19 protein-coding genes are annotated in these 21,754 nt (G+C 35.5%); 10 read left to right on the top strand and 9 right to left on the bottom strand.

Annotated features, from left to right (window positions below):
• Positions 1 to 107 precede the first annotated feature (107 nt).
• The gene (locus tag BT999_RS12260) at positions 108 to 1,604 is read right to left on the bottom strand and encodes an RNA methyltransferase (protein WP_084650558.1); all 1,497 of its coding nucleotides are present in this window, start codon (positions 1,602 to 1,604) and stop codon (positions 108 to 110) included.
• A gap of 171 nt (positions 1,605 to 1,775) precedes the next feature.
• Here BT999_RS12260 and BT999_RS02405 point away from each other — a divergent pair, with 171 nt between their 5' ends.
• Entirely contained in the window at positions 1,776 to 3,578 is a 1,803-nt protein-coding gene (locus BT999_RS02405) for a LysM peptidoglycan-binding domain-containing protein (protein ID WP_072696153.1), read from the top strand.
• A 59-nt stretch (positions 3,579 to 3,637) separates the two neighbouring features.
• Here the strand turns inward: BT999_RS02405 and BT999_RS02400 are convergent, their stop codons facing one another.
• From BT999_RS02400 to BT999_RS02390, 3 genes are all read right to left on the bottom strand, one after another.
• Positions 3,638 to 3,895: a response regulator gene (locus BT999_RS02400; protein WP_342741864.1), complete on the bottom strand. Its 258-nt coding sequence runs from the start codon at positions 3,893 to 3,895 to the stop codon at positions 3,638 to 3,640.
• A 224-nt stretch (positions 3,896 to 4,119) separates the two neighbouring features.
• Positions 4,120 to 6,900: a response regulator gene (locus BT999_RS02395; RefSeq protein ID WP_072696151.1), complete on the bottom strand. Its 2,781-nt coding sequence runs from the start codon at positions 6,898 to 6,900 to the stop codon at positions 4,120 to 4,122.
• Positions 6,901 to 6,999: 99 nt separating this feature from the next.
• Positions 7,000 to 7,755: a transporter substrate-binding domain-containing protein gene (locus tag BT999_RS02390; RefSeq protein ID WP_072696150.1), complete on the bottom strand. Its 756-nt coding sequence runs from the start codon at positions 7,753 to 7,755 to the stop codon at positions 7,000 to 7,002.
• A gap of 285 nt (positions 7,756 to 8,040) precedes the next feature.
• On the opposite strand from BT999_RS02390, the gene BT999_RS02385 reads away from it, so the two are divergent.
• Together BT999_RS02385 and BT999_RS02380 are read left to right on the top strand one after the other, a co-directional pair.
• On the top strand, positions 8,041 to 8,955 hold the full coding sequence (locus BT999_RS02385) for a phosphoglycerate dehydrogenase (protein ID WP_072696149.1): 915 nt from the start codon (positions 8,041 to 8,043) through the stop codon (positions 8,953 to 8,955).
• A gap of 3 nt (positions 8,956 to 8,958) precedes the next feature.
• Entirely contained in the window at positions 8,959 to 9,594 is a 636-nt protein-coding gene (locus tag BT999_RS02380; RefSeq protein ID WP_072696148.1) for an HAD family hydrolase, read from the top strand.
• A gap of 150 nt (positions 9,595 to 9,744) precedes the next feature.
• Here the strand turns inward: BT999_RS02380 and BT999_RS02375 are convergent, their stop codons facing one another.
• From BT999_RS02375 to BT999_RS02355, 5 genes are all read right to left on the bottom strand, one after another.
• Positions 9,745 to 12,645, bottom strand: a complete 2,901-nt coding sequence (locus tag BT999_RS02375) for an insulinase family protein (RefSeq protein WP_072696147.1) — start codon at positions 12,643 to 12,645, stop codon at positions 9,745 to 9,747.
• A gap of 29 nt (positions 12,646 to 12,674) precedes the next feature.
• Positions 12,675 to 13,379, bottom strand: a complete 705-nt coding sequence (locus tag BT999_RS02370) for an ABC transporter permease (protein ID WP_072696146.1) — start codon at positions 13,377 to 13,379, stop codon at positions 12,675 to 12,677.
• Positions 13,380 to 13,552: 173 nt separating this feature from the next.
• Positions 13,553 to 13,804: a hypothetical protein gene (locus BT999_RS02365; RefSeq protein WP_072696143.1), complete on the bottom strand. Its 252-nt coding sequence runs from the start codon at positions 13,802 to 13,804 to the stop codon at positions 13,553 to 13,555.
• A gap of 125 nt (positions 13,805 to 13,929) precedes the next feature.
• Positions 13,930 to 14,334 carry a hypothetical protein gene (locus BT999_RS02360; protein WP_072696142.1) on the bottom strand — a complete coding sequence of 135 codons (405 nt, stop codon included), beginning with the start codon at positions 14,332 to 14,334 and terminating at the stop codon, positions 13,930 to 13,932.
• On the bottom strand, positions 14,334 to 14,591 hold the full coding sequence (locus BT999_RS02355; protein ID WP_072696141.1) for a hypothetical protein: 258 nt from the start codon (positions 14,589 to 14,591) through the stop codon (positions 14,334 to 14,336). The genes BT999_RS02360 and BT999_RS02355 overlap by 1 nt, the downstream gene beginning before the upstream one ends.
• A gap of 457 nt (positions 14,592 to 15,048) precedes the next feature.
• Between BT999_RS02355 and BT999_RS02350 the strand changes: the two genes are divergently transcribed.
• The 7 genes from BT999_RS02350 to BT999_RS02320 all read left to right on the top strand — a co-directional run bounded on the left by BT999_RS02350 (position 15,049) and on the right by BT999_RS02320 (position 21,598).
• Positions 15,049 to 15,801 carry a S24 family peptidase gene (locus tag BT999_RS02350; protein WP_072696140.1) on the top strand — a complete coding sequence of 251 codons (753 nt, stop codon included), beginning with the start codon at positions 15,049 to 15,051 and terminating at the stop codon, positions 15,799 to 15,801.
• Between the two features lie 22 nt (positions 15,802 to 15,823).
• Positions 15,824 to 16,054 (top strand): hypothetical protein, encoded by a 231-nt coding sequence (locus tag BT999_RS02345; protein WP_072696139.1) that lies wholly within the window; start codon positions 15,824 to 15,826, stop codon positions 16,052 to 16,054.
• A 38-nt stretch (positions 16,055 to 16,092) separates the two neighbouring features.
• Positions 16,093 to 17,667, top strand: coding sequence for a cobyrinic acid a,c-diamide synthase CobB (locus tag BT999_RS02340; protein WP_072696137.1), 1,575 nt, complete (start codon positions 16,093 to 16,095; stop codon positions 17,665 to 17,667).
• Between the two features lie 65 nt (positions 17,668 to 17,732).
• Positions 17,733 to 18,392 (top strand): precorrin-8X methylmutase, encoded by a 660-nt coding sequence (locus tag BT999_RS02335; RefSeq protein ID WP_072696136.1) that lies wholly within the window; start codon positions 17,733 to 17,735, stop codon positions 18,390 to 18,392.
• A 174-nt stretch (positions 18,393 to 18,566) separates the two neighbouring features.
• Complete coding sequence (locus BT999_RS02330) at positions 18,567 to 19,040, top strand: hypothetical protein (protein WP_072696134.1); 474 nt, start codon at positions 18,567 to 18,569, stop codon at positions 19,038 to 19,040.
• Between the two features lie 80 nt (positions 19,041 to 19,120).
• Complete coding sequence (cysK, locus tag BT999_RS02325) at positions 19,121 to 20,047, top strand: cysteine synthase A (RefSeq protein ID WP_072696133.1); 927 nt, start codon at positions 19,121 to 19,123, stop codon at positions 20,045 to 20,047.
• A gap of 300 nt (positions 20,048 to 20,347) precedes the next feature.
• A complete protein-coding gene (locus tag BT999_RS02320; protein ID WP_072696132.1) occupies positions 20,348 to 21,598 on the top strand; it encodes a molybdopterin molybdotransferase MoeA in 1,251 nt (416 codons plus the stop codon).
• The last annotated feature ends 156 nt before the right edge of the window (positions 21,599 to 21,754 follow it).

The raw sequence follows: 21,754 nt of genomic DNA, 5'->3' as shown, positions 1-21,754 counted from the left end.
CATAAAACTCATATTACTCAACAATATATAAAAAATAATAGTATTGCAACGAGCTCTAAAAAGATGGTATTAACACCACATTTTTAGAGCTTGTTAGATTACGTTGTTTAACTGAGTTTATTCGCTAAAAACTGTGCGGCGATAATTGCTCCCGATTGTGCGACGTTTAGCGAGTCGATTTCTTTGAGCATTGGGATAGAAATTAGGTTTAAACAGCGAGCTTCAACGCTATCTCTCATGCCTTTTTCTTCATTTCCTAAAACTAAAATTGCAGGTAAATGCAGTTTTGCTTTAAAAATCGAAACAGCCTCTTTGTCTTGTGTTGCTCCGTAGATATTAAAACCTTGTTTTTCGGCCTCTTTAAGAGCTTGTTTTAAGTTTCCGACTCTTGCAACAGGTAACATCGCCAAGGCTCCGGCAGAGGCTTTTAAAGCGGCGTAACCTAAAAAAGCACCATTATGTTTGGGAACAATAAGACCGGCTCCGCCAAAAGCATAAAGGGTACGGGCTAAAGTTCCGATGTTTCCGGGGTCTTGAACTTGATCAAGGGCAATCAGTAAAGGTAACTCAGCATCTATAGTTTTGGTCAAGAGTTCTTCAAAGTCAACGAACCCTGTTGGGAATAATCTAGCTATAACACCTTGATGGCGAAAGTTTTGTGGCGTTCTTACTTGTCTATTATTCTGTGGATTTTCTTGCGTATTTTTACTTTGCAATAAACGTTCAAGGGTTTTATCGTCCACTAAAGAAAAACGCACTCCACCGCTACGACATAAATCAAGAATTTCTTCGTGTTCCGGTCTGCGTCTACCTTTTAAGACAAACACAGAATCAACCTTATTAGGTTCTGTCTTTAAAATATCTAAAACCGCTCTAGGTCCAAATAACAAAATAGCTTCTTCTGCTTCTTGTTCTTGAACTGTTTCTTTATTGTCTTTTGTTTTGGCTTTGGTTGTATTAAATTTATCTGTGTTTTGGGTTTTAAAAACAGAAAAGCTACTTTCGTTGTCTGAACCAAGATTAGGGTCAGCCTGTTCAGGGTTTGAATATTCTACGTTTAAAGAATTTCTTTCGGGTTTTTTACGAGTAAAAGTACGTTCTTTCCATGCTTGTTTTCTGTCTTGAGGCGATGAGTTTCTTGTTGGCTTATCATCTCGCCAATTACGTTCTTGAGATGATGAGTTTCTTGTCGGTTTATCGTCTCTCCAATTACGCTCTCTGTCGTGAGACGAAGAACTTTTTGGCGGTTTATCATCTCGCCATGCACGTTTTTTGTCATGCGATGAATCATCTGCTGGTTTATTTTCTCTCCAAGTGCGTTGTCTGTCTTGAGAAGAAACATTTCTAGTTGGCTTATCATCTCGCCAGCTACGTTCTTGAGGCGAAGAACTTCTTGTTGGTTTATCGTCTCGCCAAGGACGTTCTCTGTCGTGAGGCGAAGAGCTTCTTGAGGGTTTATCGTCTCGCCATTTTTCGCCTTTAGACTCAGAATCATTGGGGTTTTCTTTGTCGGAAGAAGAATATTGTCTATAACCTTGTTTATTTTGTTGAGATTTTTTGAACTCTGGTCTATTTTGTCTTTGTTTTGTTCCGAAGTTTTTCATGTTTTGACCTTGTATAGTGAGATATTAATTAAGCTGTTAGCTAGGTTTATTATGTTTTAGTAATGACAAAATAATAAATTCTGCATTATTTTAGACATAAACTGTGTTTATAGTATTGCAGGAATCATAAAAAAAGTAAAATTAATCTTTTTTAAGATAATGAGAATATAAATGTTAAAAAAAATATTTGGTTTAAGCTGTAAAAATACCTGTAAATATATTTGTCTTTTTTGTGTGTTATTCTCCTTAGCTGCTTGTTCAACAAAAAAAAGCAAAGAAGATCTTCTCGATTTAGAACGTAAGGCAGGATACAATAATGTTGATGATATTGTTTTCGTGCCTGATTTACCTGATGATGACGAAACGCCGCTTTCTGCTATTGATAAACAAGTTTTAGGAACAGGTAGCGAACTTGGACAGCCAATCAGTGATGAAGATTGGAAAGACGTAGTTTTACATTATAAATATTTTACACGTAAAAAACGTGATTCTTTTGACCGCTTTATTGAACGTGGTGAATTGTGGTTGCCACATATTAGAAAAATATTTAAAGACAATAATGTACCTGAAGAAATTGCTTATTTGGCGATTGTTGAAAGCGGTTTTAACCCGACCGCCGTTTCAAGGGTTGGTGCAACCGGAGTTTGGCAGTTTATGCCATATACCGGAACAAAATATGGTTTAACTCAAAATGCTTGGATTGATGAACGCCGTGATACTTATAAAGCAACAAAAGCCGCCGCCGCTTATTTAACAAAACTTTACGGAGATTTTGGAAACTGGTTTTTGGCGATAGCCGCCTATAATGCGGGCGAGGGTAAAATTTCTCGTGCTTTGGAAGGCACAGGCGGAGCAGACAATTTTTTTGATCTCTCACGCAAAAATTATATGCTTCAAGGCAAAACCCAGCTTAAAGATGAAACAAAACAATATGTACCACGCTTTATTGCTGTTAGTAAGATTATGAAAAATCTTGACCTGCTTGGTTTTAAAAAACCTAATCCAAATGCGGCGTTAAAAACGGAAACCATTGAAGTAAAAGGTGGAACCGACCTTGTTGGTTTAGCTAAAAGCATGGGTATGCGTTGGGAAGACTTTGCGTTTTTAAACCCTGCGTTTAGGCGTCAAATTAGCCACCCCAGAGAATTAAACACAGTTTATATTTTATCGGAAGGCAAAGACAAAGCCTTGGCGTTTTTAGAACGTCAAGAGTCAAGAGCTTTTGCCGGTTGGAAAGATTATACGGTTAAAAAAGGTGAAAGTGTTGCTTCTTTATCCAAAAAGTTTTCTGTTCCCGTTCTTATGCTTAAAAAAGTTAACCCTAATTTAAGCGATAGACCAAAAGCGGGAACGATAGTTATGGTTCCAAGCAGTAAAGCTGCTTTGCGTGAAACGTTAGATGTTACTCCGGCTTTTGAAGCAAGCTCAAAATCTAAAAAAGACAAAACTCGAACAATTGCAGAAATTAATACAAAAGGGCGTTTTTATACTGTTTCAAGCGGTGATACTTTATATTCTCTTTCTCGCGCTTGGGGAACAACGCCGGATCTGGTCAGAAAAGCCAATAAAATGCGAGATGATGAGCTTATAAGAATAGGTCAACGCTTAGTTATTCCCGGTGATGTAGAATTGCCCGACAACTATGAAGTTCCGCCTGTTACACGGAAAAAAACGCTTAAATCAGAACAAGAGAGTTCTTCTAAAACCAAGAAAATTGAAACAGTAAAAAAACAAGATAAACAAGAACCAGCAGTAAAAGAAAATAAGAAAAAAGATAAACAAACTACAAACGCAAACTCAGAGCTAAAAACGAATAATACTACAAAAAATAAGAGCTATACAATAGTTAAAGGAGATACCCTTTATTCTTTGGCTCGCAAAAACAAGACAACGACAGATGCGATTTTAAAATTAAATAATTTTAAGTCTGCGAATGATATAAAAATTGGTAGAAATATTAAAATTCCACAATAAATTAAAGATGATATTGCGTTAGTATTGATTATAGTTAATCTAAATTTTGCCTGATAACATTACTGCATTCCCGCCTCCATGCTTTTTTTAATGTCTTCTTGCATGGCGTGTGCGGTCATTGCAATAATAGGAACGGTTTTTAGATATTCAACACTTGAGTTGTGTAAGTTTTTTGTCGCCGTTAATCCGTCCATAACAGGCATTTGTATATCTAAAAGAATACAATCAAAAGTATCTTTATTGGCAAACTCAACGGCTTCTTGACCGTTATCCGCCAGTGTTATTTTAATTCCAAAAGCTTCAAGCAAGGTTTCTATACTGTAATGTATCGCCAGTTGATTATTTTACTTTAAAAAACGCATTAAACATTTTTTTAGTTCCGCGACATTAATTGGTTGAGGCTATTGCACAATAGTCTCAAAGTGGCTTTCGCTAGAAAGACACTTCAAAAATCACGAATAAGGAAAATTTAATTTTCCTGTAAAATGAGTGTTTTTTGTGTTTTAATCAGTTTTATGCCATGTGTATTATTTTGATTATTTTACTTTAAAAAACGCATTAAACATTTTTTTAATTCCGCGACATTAATCGGCTTGGTTAGGTGGTCGTTCATTCCCGCCTCCATACTCTTTTTAATGTCTTCTTGCATGGCGTGTGCGGTCATTGCAATAATAGGAACGGTTTTTAGATATTCAACACTTGAGTTGCGTAAGTTTTTTGTCGCCGTTAATCCGTCCATAACAGGCATTTGTATATCTAAAAGAATACAATCAAAAGTATCTTTATTGGCAAACTCAACGGCTTCTTGACCGTTATCCGCCAGTGTTACTTTAATTCCAAAAGCTTCAAGCAAGGTTTCTATAATTTCTTGGTTGATCATATTATCTTCTGCTACAAGCAACTTTTTACCTTGTAACAGGTTTTCATCGTATTCTTGGTTAACGATTTCAGCATCTTTTACTTTTTGGTTATCTTTAAGGCAGGTTATGGTGAAATAAAAGGTACTGCCTTTATTTAGTTCACTTTTTATATTAAGAGAACCGCCCATTAATTCGACCAATAATTTAGAGATCATTAAGCCAAGACCGGTTCCACCATATTTGCGCGTTGTTGAACTATCGGCTTGAACAAAAGGTTGAAAGAGATTTTTGCATTGTTCCGGGCTTAGGCCTATGCCTGTATCTATAATTGAAAATTCAAGACTAAGTTTTTCTTTGTCTTCCTCAATTGTACGCACCTGAACATTAACAGAGCCTGATTCTGTAAACTTAATTGCGTTACCGGTTAGATTTAATAAGATTTGTGAAAGGCGTAAAGAGTCGCCGATAAGGTTTGTTTTTGCTGTTTTTTCATTATCGTAAATGATATTAAAGCCGATATTTTTACTTTGTGCTTGTTGTTCCAATAAATCTTGCATTGTATTCAAAATATTTTCAAGGGAAAAACTTGTATTTTCAAGGGTGAGTTTTCCGCTTTCTATTTTTGAAAAATCTAAAATGTCATTAATAACGCCCAATAAAATTTTTGCTGATGATTGGATTTTGGTTAACAAGTCTTTTTGTTTTTCAGAAGGTGAACTTTGCAAAGCGATATGGGTTAAACCCAAAACTCCGTTCATTGGTGTTCTGATCTCATGGCTCATACGGGCTAAAAAATCACTTTTGGCTTGAGTTGCGACTTCGGCTTGATCTTTAGCTATTAAGAGGGCGGCTTCGTTACGTTTTTGTGTTCTTAAGTCTCTGATATAAGTTAAGACACAAGGTTTAGCGTGGAAAACAATAGGAAGGTGGGTTGTTTCACAAGGAAGAGCTTCATTATTGGCAGTAGTTAACGTTATTTCATCTCGGAATACTTTTTGTGTGTTTACTACTTCTAAAACCTTGAGCAAATAGTCGTGGTTAAAGCCAAAATCATGCCAGCTTTTGGTAAACTCGTGATCGTTTGGGGTTTCCAATAAAGTTAAAGCTGCCGGGCTTATTGCTTCTACTTCCTCTATATTCCAAACAACATAACCGTCTAACGAGGCTTTAAAAACAGCTCGCATGACTTCTTCGAGGTCGTGTTTAATTGCAACATCTTCTGCTAGTTGGTCTGCGTGTGAATATAACTCTGAAAGATGAACGCTAAAGTCTTCTAATAAAAGAGCAATTTCTGATATTTCTTTAATATATATTGGCGGAATGGTGGTATCGAGTTTCCCTTTTTTTATATCCAAGAGTTTTTGGGCTGTTAAGCGTATTGGTTGAACCACCAAGATATAGAAAACAATAAAACAAAAGAAAAATAATAAAACTAAAGAAGAATACATGGCTATTGAGATGAAATAGCTTTTGTTTACAGTATCGTTTATTGAACTTAAAGAAGAAACAATAGAGTTTTCAGAATCAGTCCTGACCGAATCTCGCAATGTTCTTACTTCAAAATCTATTTTTTGCCATATTTTTTGAGCTTTATTAACGTCTTTGGCGATAGCCTGTTCCAGTTTTTGCATGTTGAAGAAGCTACGTTCTGTTTCTTGAATTATGCTTCTAACACTTTTTCCTTTATATTCTTTATGAGTATCATTTTCAAAGCTTGCAATAATTGTGTGTGAGATATTTTGAATGCGATTAAGTTCGATAATATCTGAGGTGAATAATATTAATTGAAACAATATTGGTTTTAATGAACTTTTTTTTAGACCAATTTGCTTTATGCTTTCATTTGTCATGCTAAACATATTTAACTGGTTGGGGTCGTTCGTTTGTGATTCGATACTTAGAAATATATCATATAAGAGGCTTGTGATATCTTGTTGTCTTTTTGAAGACAAGCGTTTAATGCTGTTTAAATAGATATTATAGGCTTCGGGTTGATTGGTTATATAATATAAAAGAGTTGCTAAGTTAAGGTTATATGATGAAATAAGCTCTTCAAGTTTTGCCTTGTCGTTGTTTATAGACTCTTTTAACTCTATAAGCTTTTCAATGTCAGTAGAAATTTGTTGAGAGGTTGATTTCAACTTAGGGTTTACCATGAAAACTGATTCGTTGATTAAAGCGTGTGCATCAAGCTGGGCATTGCGTCTGGCTTTGGGGTTTTCGGTTTCAAAAATAACTTGAATTAAACGACGCAGGTTGGCAATATTAGAGAGGGTTTTTTGACTTTCAACAAACTCTATTACTTTCGTTTTTTTTATTTGGTCTGTAATAACGTTAATTGTTTGGATATTTTGTAGCTCTCTTCCGCCAACAACGGCGATAACGATTACCATAAAAATAAATATGCACACTAAAAAGCTTATGCTACTGAACTTTATATTTTTGTGTGCTTTTTTATTCATAATATTAATATCCTAAATAACTTATTGAAATAAATTAAATACAGCCAAAAATATTGTACTGTATTTAATGAGTTTTGTATTAAAATTTATTTTAAGCTGTTAGTAAATATTAAAGTCAAAATACTTTCTGTTAATTTTGTCATATTCGCCGTTTTGCCTTAAGGCTTGAATTGCCTGATTAATTTTTTCTACCATCTCGGGGTGTCTTTTATTGACGGCGATTAAAGAGTCGCCTGTTATTAGTTCTATCGCCCCGCCGACAACAGATAAGCCACTTCCGTCTTCTGTTTTAAGTATGGAATAGCCCGGAAGACCATCGACAAAGGCAAGGTCTATTTTTGACTCTTGTACTGCATGAATTAAGTCGATGATGCTGTTCATTCTGATGATTTCAACAACGTCTTTATAGTTTTCTTTAATGTATTCTTCCTGAAGGCTATCTATTTGAACTCCGATTTTTTTACCTTTTAGGTTTTCAGCTGAGATTGTTATAGTCTTTTGTTTTCCGATAAAAATGCTGTATGAGCGATAATATCTATCTGTAAACAAAGCTGATTTTAAACGCTCCGGGGTTGTTCCCAGACCTGCTACGGCAATATCAAGAGTGTCGTCTTTTAGCTTCGGTAAAATATTGTCAAAGGGAATGACTTGGATATCACATTTTATATTCATTTGCTGGCAAAGAGCGTTAGCAATATCAACGTCAAAGCCCGTCAGCTTTCCTGTTTCTTCATCTTCATATGCAAAAGGAGGATAAGGAGAATCAATACCTATACGCCAGATTTTTTCTTGTTCCGCATTGGCAGGTAAAATAAAGCAAAAAACAAGTGATAACACTAAAAGTGATTTATACATTTTATATCCTTAGTATCTTAGTCTCAAATTAAGTTAATATAAATATCCAAAATATTCATAATTATAGTATAAAATATTTTTTTTAGCAATTTAAAATGTATTTATGTCTTTATATAAATGCTTAGTTGTTGGTTTGACTTTTAGAGACAGTTATTTTTTTTAAACTTGCTAAGTCGTGTGCAATTCGCTAATATTAACTATTAAAACAAGTTGATGATATAAAATTATTTTTTTAGTTTTGATTAGAATCATGATTTTTATTAAATAAAAATATGGAGTTTTTTTATGCAGGTTGGAATAACAACGTCATCTTTTGCCCAATATGACAATAAGCCTTTGGAATTATTAAAAAATAACAATTTAAAAATAGTTTTAAATCCTCATGGTCGCGAACTTAGCGAAGATGAAGCTATTGAATTGTTAAAAGATTGTGTTGGGGTTGCCGCAGGAACAGAACCTCTTAACGCCAGAGTTTTAGAGGCGTTGCCAAAGCTTAAAGTTATCTCGCGTTGTGGTGTGGGAATGGACAGCGTAGATATTAAAAAAGCAGAACAGCTTGGCATTGTTGTAAAAAGTACGCCTGATGCTCCGACTCGTGCGGTGGTTGAATTAACCTTAGGCTTAGCTCTTGATTTGTTTAGACAAGTCTCATTTATGGATAGAGAGTTAAGAGCGGGAGTTTGGAAAAAGCGTATGGGAAGCCTTTTGGAAGGCAAAAAACTTGGTATTATCGGATATGGCAGAATCGGGCGTGCTGTTGGAGCGGCGTTTAAACCCTTGGGCGTTGAAGTTGCTTTTTATGATCCTTTTGTTAAAGACGATAGTTCTTATAAAGAGTTAAATGCCTTGCTTGCTTGGTCTGATATCATTACCTTACATTGTTCTAAGGGTAAAAGCGGCGTTCCTGTTTTGGGCGTTAACGAGTTTAAACATATTAAAACAGGTGCTTATATAATTAACTGTGCTCGTGGTGGTTTAATCGACGAAGTAGAATTATGTAAACAGCTTAAAGACGGAAAAATCTCCGGTGCGGCGTTAGATGTTTATTCTTCCGAGCCTTATAAAGGGCCTCTGACCGAGTTAAATAACGTAATCTTATTGCCGCATGTTGGTTCTTATGCCAAAGAAACTCGTATTAATATGGAAAATCAAACCATAAATAATTTAATCAGCGGACTCAAAGAACAAGGACTTTTATAAATTATGAGCATTAAAGCAATAATCTTTGATTGTGATGGTGTGATAACAGAAAGCGTTGAGGCTAAAACAGAGGCTTTTGCCATTTTATCAAAACGTTGGGGCGAAAAAGCCTCAAAGGCTCTTTTAGACTATCATCATTTACACGGAGGAGTCAGCCGTTTAAAGAAACTTGAATGGCTTTTTAAAGAAGTTTTAAAACAAGAAATTACTCAAGCCGAGTTGAATAGTTTGGCGGAGGAATTTGCTCAAATTTCCTTAACTCAAGTTTTAAATTCTAAGTTTGTTCCCGGTTTTGAAAAAGTTTTAGACTATTTTTATGGAAAAATTCCGCTTTATGTTGCCTCAGGGGCTCCTCATAATGAGCTTGGTCAGGTTTTAAAACATAAAGGCATTTATGATAAATTTGTTAGTGTCTTGGGTTCTCCGCCCGATAAAGCGACCTTGCTTGGCAATATTGTTAAACAAAGCGGTTTGTTGCCTCAAGATTGTTTAATGGTTGGAGACAGCCAAACTGACCTTGATGCCGCAAATATAGTCGGAACTCTTTTTTATGGAAGAGGGTTACACTTTAAAGCTCAAAACCAAGTTTGTGCTGAAGACTTAAGCGGTTTGATAGAGTTTGTTGAGTGTATAAAGTAGCCGTAAGTAATTAGCTTAAGGCCTTGAGATAGTTAGAGGTTGTTTTATTAAAAAAAGACATGGAATTTTTATTTTTTCCATGTCTTTTTTAATAAGAATACCCCCGGCTACGCCGGGGGATATTTTACTAGAAGGGGGTTTTATATTTGTTTATAAGACCTTGGTTTGAATCCAGTTTTGAGCCGTGGCAAGTTTTTTTACTTCTTCTCCGCCAAGGGCAACCGTATGACTTGTCTTTACGCTTTTCATGATTTCGCCTAATGCGTTAAAGTCTTTACTGGTCGTAGAGAGTATTTCATCACGCATTTGTTGTCTTAAACTGTTATTATCGCCTGTTAATGTGCGGATAAAAGAGCTGTAACCTTTGGCATCGGGCAAAAGATAAGTATCAAGTTCGCCAATTGCACCAATAATACTCTTTGCCAAATCGTCTTGGCTAAGTTTTAAGCTTGCTAAATATTCCGCTGATGCATCAAAAACGTTTATTGTATTCGGTACGTTAGGGTCTCTATATGAGGCCTGAGCAAAAACTCCGTTAGCCCTGTCAAAAGTACAAAACGCACCGTAAGCACCGCCTTGCACCCTGACTTTTTCCCAAAGCCATGAAGTACGCAGGTGTTTAAGAATAACCTGCATTGAACCGTGATATTTATAGCCCAGTTTAAATAAATCAAAACCTTTGGCAACATAATTTACCTGAGCCGGAACAAGCAGGGCTTCTTGAGTCGGAAGCTGTTCACTTGTCCAGTTGTCGAGCGTCAAGTTTTGCTTTGTTTTTGGCAGGTTGGCAATAAACTCTCTTGTGATTGTTGTAAGTTTGTCTTTTTGTTCTGCTTCGGCGGTGATGTTTATCGCCATTCCCGGTGTTTTTAAGATAGTTTGTAATAATTCTTTTAAGCTATTGACTAAGCTAGTTGGGTTATTGTTGGTCATCTGACGTAATTTAAAGAGATAGCTAAGACCAGAGGCTTGGTCTTCAAGCCAGCCTTGAGTGCTTAATCCGGCTTTAACTCTATTTAAAACAGCGATATGTCCTGATGGAATTAAGGAATGTTCTTCTTTGGCTTTTTCTTCAAGGAGCATACGCCCGAGCAACTCGGCATCATCGAAGTTTGGTTCTGTTAATAATTCTTCGATTAATGCGTAGAGTTCTTTAACATGGGTTAAAGTTGCTTTGCCTGAAACAATAAAATATGGTTGCTGTGCTTTGTTGTTTAAGTTGGTAAAGAAACTTGCACCGGCGTTTATTCCGCCTGTTTTTGAAGCTATATCAAGGTTAAAGTCTAAAAATGAGCGTTTTTTTGTTCCCATTTCGGTTAAAGCCCGCCCTAAAATCGTTAAAAGCGGAATTTGTTCGGCTTTAACGCCGTTCAGCTTAAAAGCGATATTTAAGTAGACAATCCCTGAACTTGGTTGTGGGTGAAAGTAAAGCTCTATGTTACTGTCGTTTTGTGATTGAATAACTATTTCTTTGTTTTTTAAAGGAAGGTCGGCTACGCTCAATCTTGGTATTTTCGCCAGATCGGCTTCGTTATCCGGTGTTTCCTGTAGTATTTTCAGGTGTTCGGCGTCTTTGGCAACTTTTTCCAGGTCTTGGCTTTTAAGTTTTTCCGCTATTTTTTTTAAGCGTTTTTCTTCTTTTTCCTGAACACGTTTTAGATATTCTGTATCAGGCAAGAGTAAAACAGTAGCATAATGATTGTTTTCTAAAAAATACTCTTTAATAAGCCCTTCAAAATAACGAGGATCACTGTTTAGTTTCTGTTTGATTTTATTTAGATGTTGTTCATATTCCAAAGGAGCGAGCGGGTCTTGGTCATAAAGCCAATTAGTTAAGCTTTGTAACATAACGGCTAAACCAACGGGGAAACGCCCTGTGTTTTTTTCTCGCAAAGAAAATTCTATAGTATTAAAAGCGGCTTCTATGGCTTGTGTGTTTATTCCTTCTTCGGCGAGTTCGGCTAAGGTGTCCATAATTAAAAGTTCGACCTCGGAGGCTTTGTTTGGATCTATACCTTTTAAGCCCACCGAAAAACAAAGTTGACGCAGTTCGGTTTCCAAACCGTCATCAATTACATCTTCACCCAAACCTGATTCCAACAAGGCTTTTCTGAGAGGAGAAGCGGGCAGGCCGAGCAAAATATGTTCTAACATTCTTAAGGCAAAATTAAGTTCCAAGTTGCTAGTGTTTGCTAAAAGCCAGTTCATTGAGACAAAGGCTTTGTTGTTGTCTGCGTTATCTGGTTCAACAGCATAAGAAGATTCGATTAAACGAGGCGTTTTAAAGTGCTTTTGTAGCGGAATATGAGAGTCAACGCTTTGAATATTGAATTCTTTTAAAAGATTATCAAGCAGTTCCAAACGTTTATCTTCGTTATCATCACCCCAAAAATAAAAGCGAGCGTTACTTGGGTGATAATAACTTTCGTGAAATTCTTTAAATTGTTTATAAGTTAAGTCGGGAATATTTTCAGGGTCTCCGCCAGATTCAACTCCATAAGGCGTATCGGGGAAAAGGGCTTGTTGGGCCTGACGAGAAAGCAAGCTATCAGGAGAAGAAAAAACGCCCTTCATTTCGTTATAAACAACGCCTTTATATGAAAGATCTTTGGTTTTTTCGTCTACTTCCAAATGCCAACCTTCTTGTTTAAAAATATCTTCGCTGATGCGAGGATAAAAAACAGCGTCTAAATATACATCAACCAGATTGTAAAAATCAGCAAGGTTTGTAGAAGCAACAGGATAACAAGTTTTATCGGGGTAAGTAAAAGCGTTTAAAAAAGTTTGTAAAGAACCTTTTAACAATTCGACAAAAGGTTCTTTAACCGGATATTTTTTTGAGCCACATAAAACAGAGTGTTCCAAAATATGTGGTACTCCGGTACTATCTTTTGGCGGTGTTCTAAAGGTAACGCCAAAAACTTTGTTTTCATCACTATTTTGTAGAGAGAGTAATTCAGCTCCGCTTTTTTTATGTTTCCATAAACGAGCAAGACTGTTTATTTCAGGAACTTTGCGTTCAAAAATAAGCTCAAAACCATGTGTATTCATTGTAACTCCGTATGTTATTAAAATAATAATTATATTTTTATTTGTTCTTTATCTTTAAGTTGTAATAGCGATATGGCAATATTGATAATTAGAGCGATGAATAATAAAACAATTCCAAGTGCCAAAGCCGTGGCGAAATCGCCCTTTCCCGTTTCCAAGGCGATAGCTGTAGTCATTGTTCGGGTGTGCCACTTGATATTTCCACCGACCATCATGGCTATTCCTACTTCGGAAATGAGCCTTCCGAAGGTAGCAATAAGAACCATAGTTAAATTAAAACGTAACTCCCAAATATAAGTAAAAAGGGTTTGTGTCGGGTTTGCCCCTAATGTTAAAATTGTAAGACGTAGCCGAGAATCGGCAGTTTCAACGGCGTTTGCGGTTAAAGAAACTATAAGTGGCAACCCTAAAATAGCTAAGCCTATACTGACTCCGTATACTGTAAAAAGAAGATTTAAGGCAGCAAGCGGACCGGCGTTTGATAAAAGCATATATACAATTAAACCGGTTACAACGGTAGGAAAAGACAATAAAGTATTGACCAAGGCTTTTACGGTTCTTTTAGCTTTAAAATTATAAAAACCCAACAAAAAGCCCAAGGGTAAACCCAATAAAGTACAAATCAGCATAGCCAAAGAAGAGCTAAACAACGTGGCTATAATAGCCGAGGCTGTTTCGGGTTCGAGGCTAAAAATTAAGGTAAAAGCTTTTATAAAAGTTTCGCTGTAGGTCATTTTATAAGATATTTTGTTTAAGTTGCATTGCAAGATAATTTGAAAGTTTTAAAATAATATCAGGCTTTTTTTGATTGTGCAACGAGATTAAGGGGCTGTGGATTTGTGATAATTAAGATATAATTCTTTGATGGTTATCTTCGTTTGCAAAAAATGATTTTTTATAAAACAAATTAATTTTGAATATTATTTTCTTTGTCGACATATTGTTGAAACCAATGACGTATTGTTTCGGGTTCTGCCCGATATATGCCGTCGGAATAACGCTTTGCGGGAAAACCTTCGTTTTTTATCCAACGTCTAATTGTGCCTTCTCCTGCTCCTACTGCTTTTGCAATATTTGATAAGCCAACCAATACTAGGCGAGTTTGTGTATGTTCCCTATTTTGCTTTAAACCAAGCTGTTGAAAAAGATGATTGTTCATTTTTAATCTCCTTATTTTTTTATAAGTTGTTATAGCTTGTTAGATGCTTTTATGTTGCGTTTTATTGAAACAAAAAAGAAAGCTTGTAAATAATTTTTGTACAAAATGTGCTGGATAAATTTTATTTAAAAGCCAAGATTAGGGTCAGGTTGGCGAAAATATTCCGTTTCTTCAACGATAAAGACAGGGGCGAGAGGTTCTGTTCCATTATTGAATAAATAATTGCATTGTGCAGAACAAAATAGCTCTGTAATATTTTTGCCGTAAAAAATTTTATTGCACATACGACATTTTTTTTTGATATTTCCGTTCAATAATTTGGCTTGAGCCGCACAAGATTTAGAACAGTATAAGCGGCTTTTTCTCTTCTGATTGTTTAAAATTTTTCCGCATAATTTACAGTATACTATTGTTGTTTTTTTTCGAGATTGGCTATAGCATTCTTTTGAACAGTAAACACTTTTCCCGGATAGGTATTTTTTTGGCGTTGTGGTAAATTCGGCGGAACAGTGAAGGCATTTGACCTGCATTATATTTCTCCTGCGAAAAAACGATTACAGGCTTTTAGGGCGCTTAACGGTTCTTTGGGAAAATGTTCGTTGTTTTGTGTACAAGATGTATAACAAGCGTAATAAAGGTTTAATAAAAGCTGGTGTTCTTTTACCTCTATAACGTTATAATATGCACCTTTAGCGTTAGATTCTCGTAATATTTCATCTCCAAACTGATTAACTGAGCGCACTAATATTTTATTTTCGTCTGTTTTTTTGTTAGATGTATTATTCATGTTTTTCTCCTGCTATAATAATGTGTTATTTGTGAATTACCGTGAACAAAATCTATAAAAAAAATCTAGAAAATTATATTTTAATATGTTAAGCTATATCTATTGACTGAACATATATGTCATTTTTTGTACAAAAAGGTCAAGTTTTTTATTGTATTTTTTTTATTTATTAAAAGAATTAATAAAATTAAGGCTTTAATCTCTGTGTTTGTACAAAAATGTTTTTGTTGATATTCTTGCTTTGTTTAGGTTGATTTATTTTTTTCTCAGTATTTGTTTATTTATATGTGTGGCGTGTTTTTTAATTGTAAAAAATGTTATAAAACCAAATTACTATTTTTCTGTTGTGGTCTGTTAGGTGTTTGAATTAAGATACTTATATAACAATATTAATATTAGGTGTTGTGATGAATTTGTATGGTATTGTATTAGGCGATAAATATATAAAGGATTAAGTATGCAGTATATTAATATCAGCAAAAAAGAGCTTGGTTCTCATAAAAGTAACTTGTTTGAGAGTATGAATTGTGTGGAGTTGGTAGATAAGGCAATCAGTGTTGTCGGCGGAATAAAAGAGTTTGCCAACTTGATTAAGGTAAGCGAGCGTACTATTTATGCTTGGAAAAAAGGTAGCCGACACCCTAAACGCTTAAACATGATAACAATTTATGATATTTTACAACGCCACGTTGGTGGAAAAGACAAAAAAAGAACACAGCCATCAGATAAAAATAAAAATATATCAAACTCTTACTTTGGATTTGACGCTGACAATCATAAAGAAAAATATATGCCGAGTGTAGAAAAAAGTTCGACTGTACCAATTGAAAATCATCTTTTACAACTTAATGGTGAGCATATTTCAAAAGTTGAATGTCCTTTTAATCTTGGTTGGATACAGCAAGCTTGTTTTAATCTTGATGCGTTATGTTTGTTTTCTGTTTTTGGACGGTCTATGTCTCCGGTATTTAGTCCGGGAGATACCTGTCTTGTTGATATGCAAGATGTTGAATTAATTGATGATAAAGTTTATTTACTAAAGGTGAAAGATTCTTTATACTTAAGGCGTTTCTTCCAGACTCCTAAAAGTTTATTGTTTAGAAGTGATTGCAGAGACTTTGATTATCAAGATATTAGTCTTAAAATGCAGACCAAAGACCAAGACTGGGAAATTGTTGGAAGAGTTGTTTGGGTAATCAAAAAAATTTAACCTAATGAAATAAGAGAGCCGTATGCGTTATATGATTTTTAAAGATTTTTCAGGAAAATCAATACCATTTTTGTTTCCCGATAAAGTTGAATACGAAGAAATGAGAGAACAACTTCCTTATTCAACAGTGGTTTCGGCAGGCAAAGTGATTTTAAAAAATGGTGTGTTTGAATGTAGTTCTCAGGCTAATTCCCTGTCTGTTGTCGCTACTGAGGGTGATGCTGAAATTATTACGGCATTTTTTAATAAATAATATTTTTTCTCTAAATCTAACTAGTTGATACTTATTTTATGAATGTTTCACAAAAAGCCTGTGGATCAAATTCGGATTTTTTTTCGGGTTTTATGATAGCAGGCACAAGCACAAACAGTGGCAAGACAAGCTTGGTCTTGGCGTTTATGACGGCCTTAAAGCGTCGAAATTTTCAACTGTTTGGTTTTAAGTCTGGTCCTGATTATATTGATCCGCTTTTACATTATTTTGCCTCGGCTAATTTAAGCTATAATTTGGACACTTGTTTAATGTCTGAAGATAGTTGCAGGCAGGTATTTTATTCAGAAAGAACGCAAACAAAGATTGCAGATAACTTGTTTTCCGGACTTATTCCTTTTCAAAGAAAACCTGAAAACCAAACGCAAAAGCTTGGTTCCGTACATATTGTTGAAGCGGCAATGGGTTTGTTTGACGGTGTTTATGGTGGTGCAAAGTCTTCTTCCTCTCCAAGAGGGTCGGCGGGTTTTTTAGCGAAAATCCTTAATATTCCTATTGTTTTGGTAGTTGATGCAGCCTCGTATGCACATTCGATAGCAGCAATGGTTCAAGGTTTTGTCAACTTTGACCCCGAATTGAACTTTTTAGGGGTGATTGTCAATAAAGTTGCAAGCTTAAAACATAAAGAACTGATTCGAGAAGCTTTTGAGGTTTATTGTCCGCATATTCCGTTATTGGCTCTTATTCCTAAAGAGTCAAAGCTTGAACTTAAATCTCGATATTTAGGGTTAAATTTTGAAGCTGTTGCGGAAGAAAGTTACTTTGATTTATTAGCTGATAGGCTTGAAGCACACTTAGAAATTAATCTTATTGATTTTGTTCAATCTTTACCTCGGTTTAAATATACTCAAAACTTAGATGAAAAAGATGATAGAGCCAAAACTTCTTTGTCTTGTCTTGGTTCAAAGCCTGTGGAAAAAATTCATAAAGATAAAGTGAGAATAGGAATAGCCGCAGACAAGGCATTTTGTTTCCATTATGCTTTAAATTATCAGGCTTTAATGAAAGCAGGGGCAGAGTTGGAATTTTTTTCTCCGCTCAATGATAAAAACATTCCTCATAACCTTGATGCCCTGTTACTTGGTGGTGGTTATACCGAAGAGCATGCAAAAGATTTAAGCTGTAATATAAATATGTTACACAGTATTAACGAGGCGTTAAATAACGGCGTTTCTGTTTGGGCAGAAGGCGGCGGATTTATTTATTTGGGAAAAGGTCTTTATATTCAAGGCAAAGATTTTTTTTCGTTCGCCGATTATTTCCCATTAAGTTTTTCTTTTGAACAAAAGCGTCAGGGGCTTGGCTATGTAAACGCCGAGTTTAAAAATTCCACTCTTGTTGCTCAAAAAAATAGCTGTTTAAGCGGACACTTGTTTCATTATTCCAAAGTTTTGGAAACTGAGTTTCCACTTGGTTTTATACCTCTATATGCTTTAACAAATTATAACGGAACTCAAGTAGAAGAAAAAAAGATTGTAGCTTGTGTTAAAAGCGGAACGTATAATGCAGGTGGTTTTATGCACTTAATGTGTAATGAAAAAGACAATATTGCGGAAAATTTTGTGCAATTGTGTAAAAAAACTGATGTTTTTTAATATGTTGTATGATTTTTTGTTTAACGAGACGGATAATCTTTTAATATATAAGTAAGTAGTTTTTTATGATGAAATTTCAACCATTTACCACTCCAAGTTCTATAGAAGAAGCTTCTTTTGCCATTATTGACTCTGAAGTAAACCCAAAACCTTTCCAGGGTGCGGCATGGGAAATAGCCAGAAGGCTTATACACAGCACGGCTGATTTTGATATTTTGAACCACTTGGAATTGCCTGATCTTGCGATTAAAGCGGGAATTAACGCTTTGAAAAGTGCTTGTATCATTTATACCGATACAGAAATGGCAAAGGTTGGTATGTCTCGCTTTCGCCTTGATCGCCTAAATGTTAAAGTTGAGTCAATTTTATCTTTGCCTCAGGTGGTTGAAAGAGCGAAAGAGTTAAACTCTACTCGTTCTTGTGCGGCGGTTGAGCTTGCTTGGCAAAAAACACAGATTGAAAAAAATCAAAATGTTATTTGGGCAATAGGTAACGCACCGACAGCTTTAATTCGTCTTGTTGAGCTTATTAACGAAACGTCGGAAGATAATTTGCCTCGTTTAATTATTGGCTTGCCCGTGGGGTTTGTTAACGCTTCTGAATCAAAAGAGTTTTTATGCAAACAAAATAAAGTTCCCTATTTAACGCTTAAAGGACGCAAAGGGGGATCGACGCTTGCAGCTGCAACGGTAAATGCACTTGCCGAACTTGCACTAAGAGGTTAAAACAATTTTTGGCTAAAGGTATTTTCATACTTTTTTTATAAAGACTTGCACTTTATAAACGAACTTGCTACTCTGCGAGACGCAGCTTTGAGATGTAAGTTGTGGTAATGAAAGCTGTTTTTGTTTGTTTTTTGTGTTTATAATATTTTCTAGTCTATTATGGGGTTTAGTTGAATGATGCAAGAAAGCGTCAACGTTGAAGTTTGTCATTCTTATGATTGCAGTGATTTGTCAGATCGCTTTCAATTATTGCTTGAAGGGCTTGATTTTCATGTGTTGATTGACAGCTTGAATATTTCACGTTGGAATATTTTTAAACGCAACAAAGCAAAAACTGAATTTTTTGCTCTCGCTGTTATTTTATGGAAACTGGCATTGGAACAATCTTTTCCTACAATTGCCGAACATTGCTTTGAGTCTTTTACAGAACGCTTGCAAAGCGATATGTCTCAAAATAAAGTGATTCTTGAACGTATCCAAGTATATAATGAAATACTCAGTCATAAAAAGAACAACGATTTTTATGAAGTGGCAACTTATTTGGTTGATCTTTTTACTTTGGGCGATGGCGATCAAAAACGTTATCGTTTGCAAGTTTCGTTAGATATTAGAAAGGTTTATAATATTATTTTTGATAGGCTAATTTAGAGAGTTCGTTTAAAGTTTTATATTAAGTTGATAATCAGATTAAAGTTTGGTTAAAAAATATAAATATTTCAGGAGTATTCATGGCTGTTTATAATAATATGCTTGAGCTTATTGGTAAAACACCTATGGTTCAGATTAATCAACTATCAAAAGGTCTTGATCAAACTAAGATATTTGCTAAGCTTGAATATTATAACCCGGCTAATTCCGTTAAAGATCGTATCGCACTTGGCATGATCGAAGACGCAGAAAAAAAAGGACTTTTAAAACCTGGTGATACAATAGTAGAACCGACAAGTGGTAATACCGGGATAGGGCTTGCTTTTGTTGCCTCTCTTAAAGGTTATAAGCTGATTATTGTTATGCCCGAACATATGAGTAATGAGCGTAAAATCTTAATGAAAGGGCTAGGAGCCTCTTTATTTTTGACTCCGGCGGAACATGGTGTCAATGGTGCTATTAATAAGGCGATAGAGCTGACTAAAGCGATACCTAATGCGGTTATGTTAGATCAATTTAATAATCTTTCCAATTCGATGACTCATTATTCAACCACCGCAGAGGAAATTTGGCATGATACCGAGGGAAAGGTTGATATATTTGTTAGCGGAGCAGGAACAGGCGGAACAATTAGCGGTATTGGTTTACGCTTAAAAGAGCTTAACCCCAATATAGAAATAGTTGCTGTTGAACCTGCGGAATCTGCTGTTTTATCAGGCAAAGGAGCAGGACCTCATAAAATTCAAGGTATAGGTGCGGGGTTTATTCCAAGTATTCTTGACCGTTCCTTGCTTGATGATGTTATTGCCGTGCCGAGTGATATGGCTATTGAATATGCCAAACGGCTTATGTTGGAAGAAGGAATTTTAGCGGGAATTTCAAGCGGAGCCAATATGTTTGCGGCTTTAGAGTTAGCTAGACGCTATAAAGATTTACATAAAACAATTGTGTTTATTGCTTGTGATTCCGCAGAACGTTATTTATCCACTGAGCTATTTGCGGTGTAATTTTTTTATATTTGAAAGATTTTTTGAAAAATCTATTGTTTGTAACGGGAATAAATTTTGTATTGTTTTTTATTGGTTTTATGTATTGTATAAATACTTATTATTCTCCTTTTACGCCGTATTTATATACAATTTTACAGATTCCGTAACTATAGGATTTACTAGAATATTTTTTGATTTATAAAAGCTTGGGTAAAGAGTGATGTTTTTTAGTTTTATTGAAACTTATTTTTGTTCTATTCTTAGCTTATATAATAAAGATAAAACAGTTAAAATTATAGATATTTAGGGTTATATTTTATGAAAAAAACTTTTTTTAATGTAATTTCAGTACAGGCATGTCAAAATATTTTGGAAACTTTTCCTCAACTTGATTTTGTTGAAGATGATTTTAAAAATATTTTAACTTGTTACTTGGCGGAAGACCTTTATGCGAGCGAAGATTTACCTAAACTTGCCCGTTCTTCGATGGACGGTTATGCGGTTAAGGCTCAAGATGTTTTTGGTGCAAGCGAGTCAAACCCGGCTTATTTAGAAGAGGTTGCAAATATTGCAATAGCTCAAGTGCCTGATTTTACATTACAGTCCGGTGAGTGTGCAAGTATTGTAACGGGCGGTTATTTGCCTCTTGGTGCTGATGCGGTTGTTATGGTTGAACATACCCAAAATATGGGGGCGGGAACTATTGAAATACGCCGTTCGCTCGCTCCAAACGATAACATAATGTTACAAGGTGAAGACGCTAAAAAAGGCGAATGTATTTTAAAACAGGGTACTTTGTTGCGTCCGCAGGAACTTGGTTTTATGGCTGCCCTTGGTTTAATGAAAGCGAAAGTTTATAAAAAACCAAAAGTGGGAATTTTATCCACGGGAGATGAGCTTGTTGCCGCAGGTCAACCACTTAAAGTAGGGCAAATCAGAGATGTAAATAGTCCGGCTTTGGTTGCGTTGGTTAACTCTATTGGAGCAGAAGCCAAAGAGCTTGGAATTGTGCCTGATAACCTTAACTCCTTACGTTCGGCTGTTTTAGATAACTTAAACTCGCATGATGTTTTGATTTTATCGGGAGGAAGTTCTGTTGGAACACATGACTATACGGTTGAGTTGCTTGCCGGTTTGCCAAATTCCGAAATTTTGGTGCAAGGTGTGGCGATGAGTCCGGGAAAACCCTTGATTGTTGCGAAAATCGTTACATCAAAAGGAGTCAAGGCTATTATTGGTTTACCCGGTCAAATTACTTCGGCGCAAGTAGTCATGCATATTTTAATTCTTCCTTTTTTACGCCATTTATCAGGAGATTTAAAGGCGTTTAAGGCTGAAAACAGGCTAACTCGTAAAGCTATTCTTGCAAGAAACGTTGCCTCTCGTCAAGGGAGAGAAGATTATGTTAGAGTGCGTTTTGAACAAGATTCAAACGCCTTGCTCGCTTATCCTCTTCAAGGAAAATCAGGTTTAGTCAAAACTTTAGTCGAAGCACAAGGCTTATTACGCATTCCTGCCGAACTTGAAGGGTTTGAGCAAGGTAGCGAACATGATATTATTTTGTTGTAAGTTCGTTAAAAATAAATTGTTTGAAAAATATAAACACTGATATTTTATTGTGAACATATACAAATAGTTATCTGGATTTTTCCCAGGGTGGCGATTGTTAACTAACTTTTTTGTTTCTAAACCGCAATTATTTACAAGCCCATTTTGCGAGATGAC

The sequence above is a fragment of the Desulfovibrio litoralis DSM 11393 genome (genome assembly GCF_900143255.1).
Lineage (GTDB): Bacteria > Desulfobacterota > Desulfovibrionia > Desulfovibrionales > Desulfovibrionaceae > Frigididesulfovibrio_A > Frigididesulfovibrio_A litoralis.
Note: the sequence above shows the minus strand (reverse complement) of the source record. Positions and strands in the feature narration are given on the sequence as shown.

What these genes read in the sequence shown, in the direction of transcription:
- BT999_RS02320 (WP_072696132.1), top strand. Translation starts at nt 20,348, where the DNA reads ATGAAAAAAACTTTTTTTAATGTAATTTCAGTACAGGCATGTCAAAAT.
- BT999_RS02395 (WP_072696151.1), bottom strand. Translation starts at nt 6,900, where the DNA reads ATGAATAAAAAAGCACACAAAAATATAAAGTTCAGTAGCATAAGCTTT.
- BT999_RS02330 (WP_072696134.1), top strand. Translation starts at nt 18,567, where the DNA reads ATGATGCAAGAAAGCGTCAACGTTGAAGTTTGTCATTCTTATGATTGC.
- cysK (WP_072696133.1), top strand. Translation starts at nt 19,121, where the DNA reads ATGGCTGTTTATAATAATATGCTTGAGCTTATTGGTAAAACACCTATG.
- BT999_RS02375 (WP_072696147.1), bottom strand. Translation starts at nt 12,645, where the DNA reads ATGAATACACATGGTTTTGAGCTTATTTTTGAACGCAAAGTTCCTGAA.
- BT999_RS02360 (WP_072696142.1), bottom strand. Translation starts at nt 14,334, where the DNA reads ATGCAGGTCAAATGCCTTCACTGTTCCGCCGAATTTACCACAACGCCA.
- BT999_RS02335 (WP_072696136.1), top strand. Translation starts at nt 17,733, where the DNA reads ATGATGAAATTTCAACCATTTACCACTCCAAGTTCTATAGAAGAAGCT.
- BT999_RS02355 (WP_072696141.1), bottom strand. Translation starts at nt 14,591, where the DNA reads ATGAATAATACATCTAACAAAAAAACAGACGAAAATAAAATATTAGTG.
- BT999_RS02385 (WP_072696149.1), top strand. Translation starts at nt 8,041, where the DNA reads ATGCAGGTTGGAATAACAACGTCATCTTTTGCCCAATATGACAATAAG.
- BT999_RS02370 (WP_072696146.1), bottom strand. Translation starts at nt 13,379, where the DNA reads ATGACCTACAGCGAAACTTTTATAAAAGCTTTTACCTTAATTTTTAGC.
- BT999_RS02340 (WP_072696137.1), top strand. Translation starts at nt 16,093, where the DNA reads ATGAATGTTTCACAAAAAGCCTGTGGATCAAATTCGGATTTTTTTTCG.
- BT999_RS02365 (WP_072696143.1), bottom strand. Translation starts at nt 13,804, where the DNA reads ATGAACAATCATCTTTTTCAACAGCTTGGTTTAAAGCAAAATAGGGAA.
- BT999_RS02345 (WP_072696139.1), top strand. Translation starts at nt 15,824, where the DNA reads ATGCGTTATATGATTTTTAAAGATTTTTCAGGAAAATCAATACCATTT.
- BT999_RS02390 (WP_072696150.1), bottom strand. Translation starts at nt 7,755, where the DNA reads ATGTATAAATCACTTTTAGTGTTATCACTTGTTTTTTGCTTTATTTTA.
- BT999_RS02380 (WP_072696148.1), top strand. Translation starts at nt 8,959, where the DNA reads ATGAGCATTAAAGCAATAATCTTTGATTGTGATGGTGTGATAACAGAA.
- BT999_RS12260 (WP_084650558.1), bottom strand. Translation starts at nt 1,604, where the DNA reads ATGAAAAACTTCGGAACAAAACAAAGACAAAATAGACCAGAGTTCAAA.
- BT999_RS02405 (WP_072696153.1), top strand. Translation starts at nt 1,776, where the DNA reads ATGTTAAAAAAAATATTTGGTTTAAGCTGTAAAAATACCTGTAAATAT.
- BT999_RS02350 (WP_072696140.1), top strand. Translation starts at nt 15,049, where the DNA reads ATGCAGTATATTAATATCAGCAAAAAAGAGCTTGGTTCTCATAAAAGT.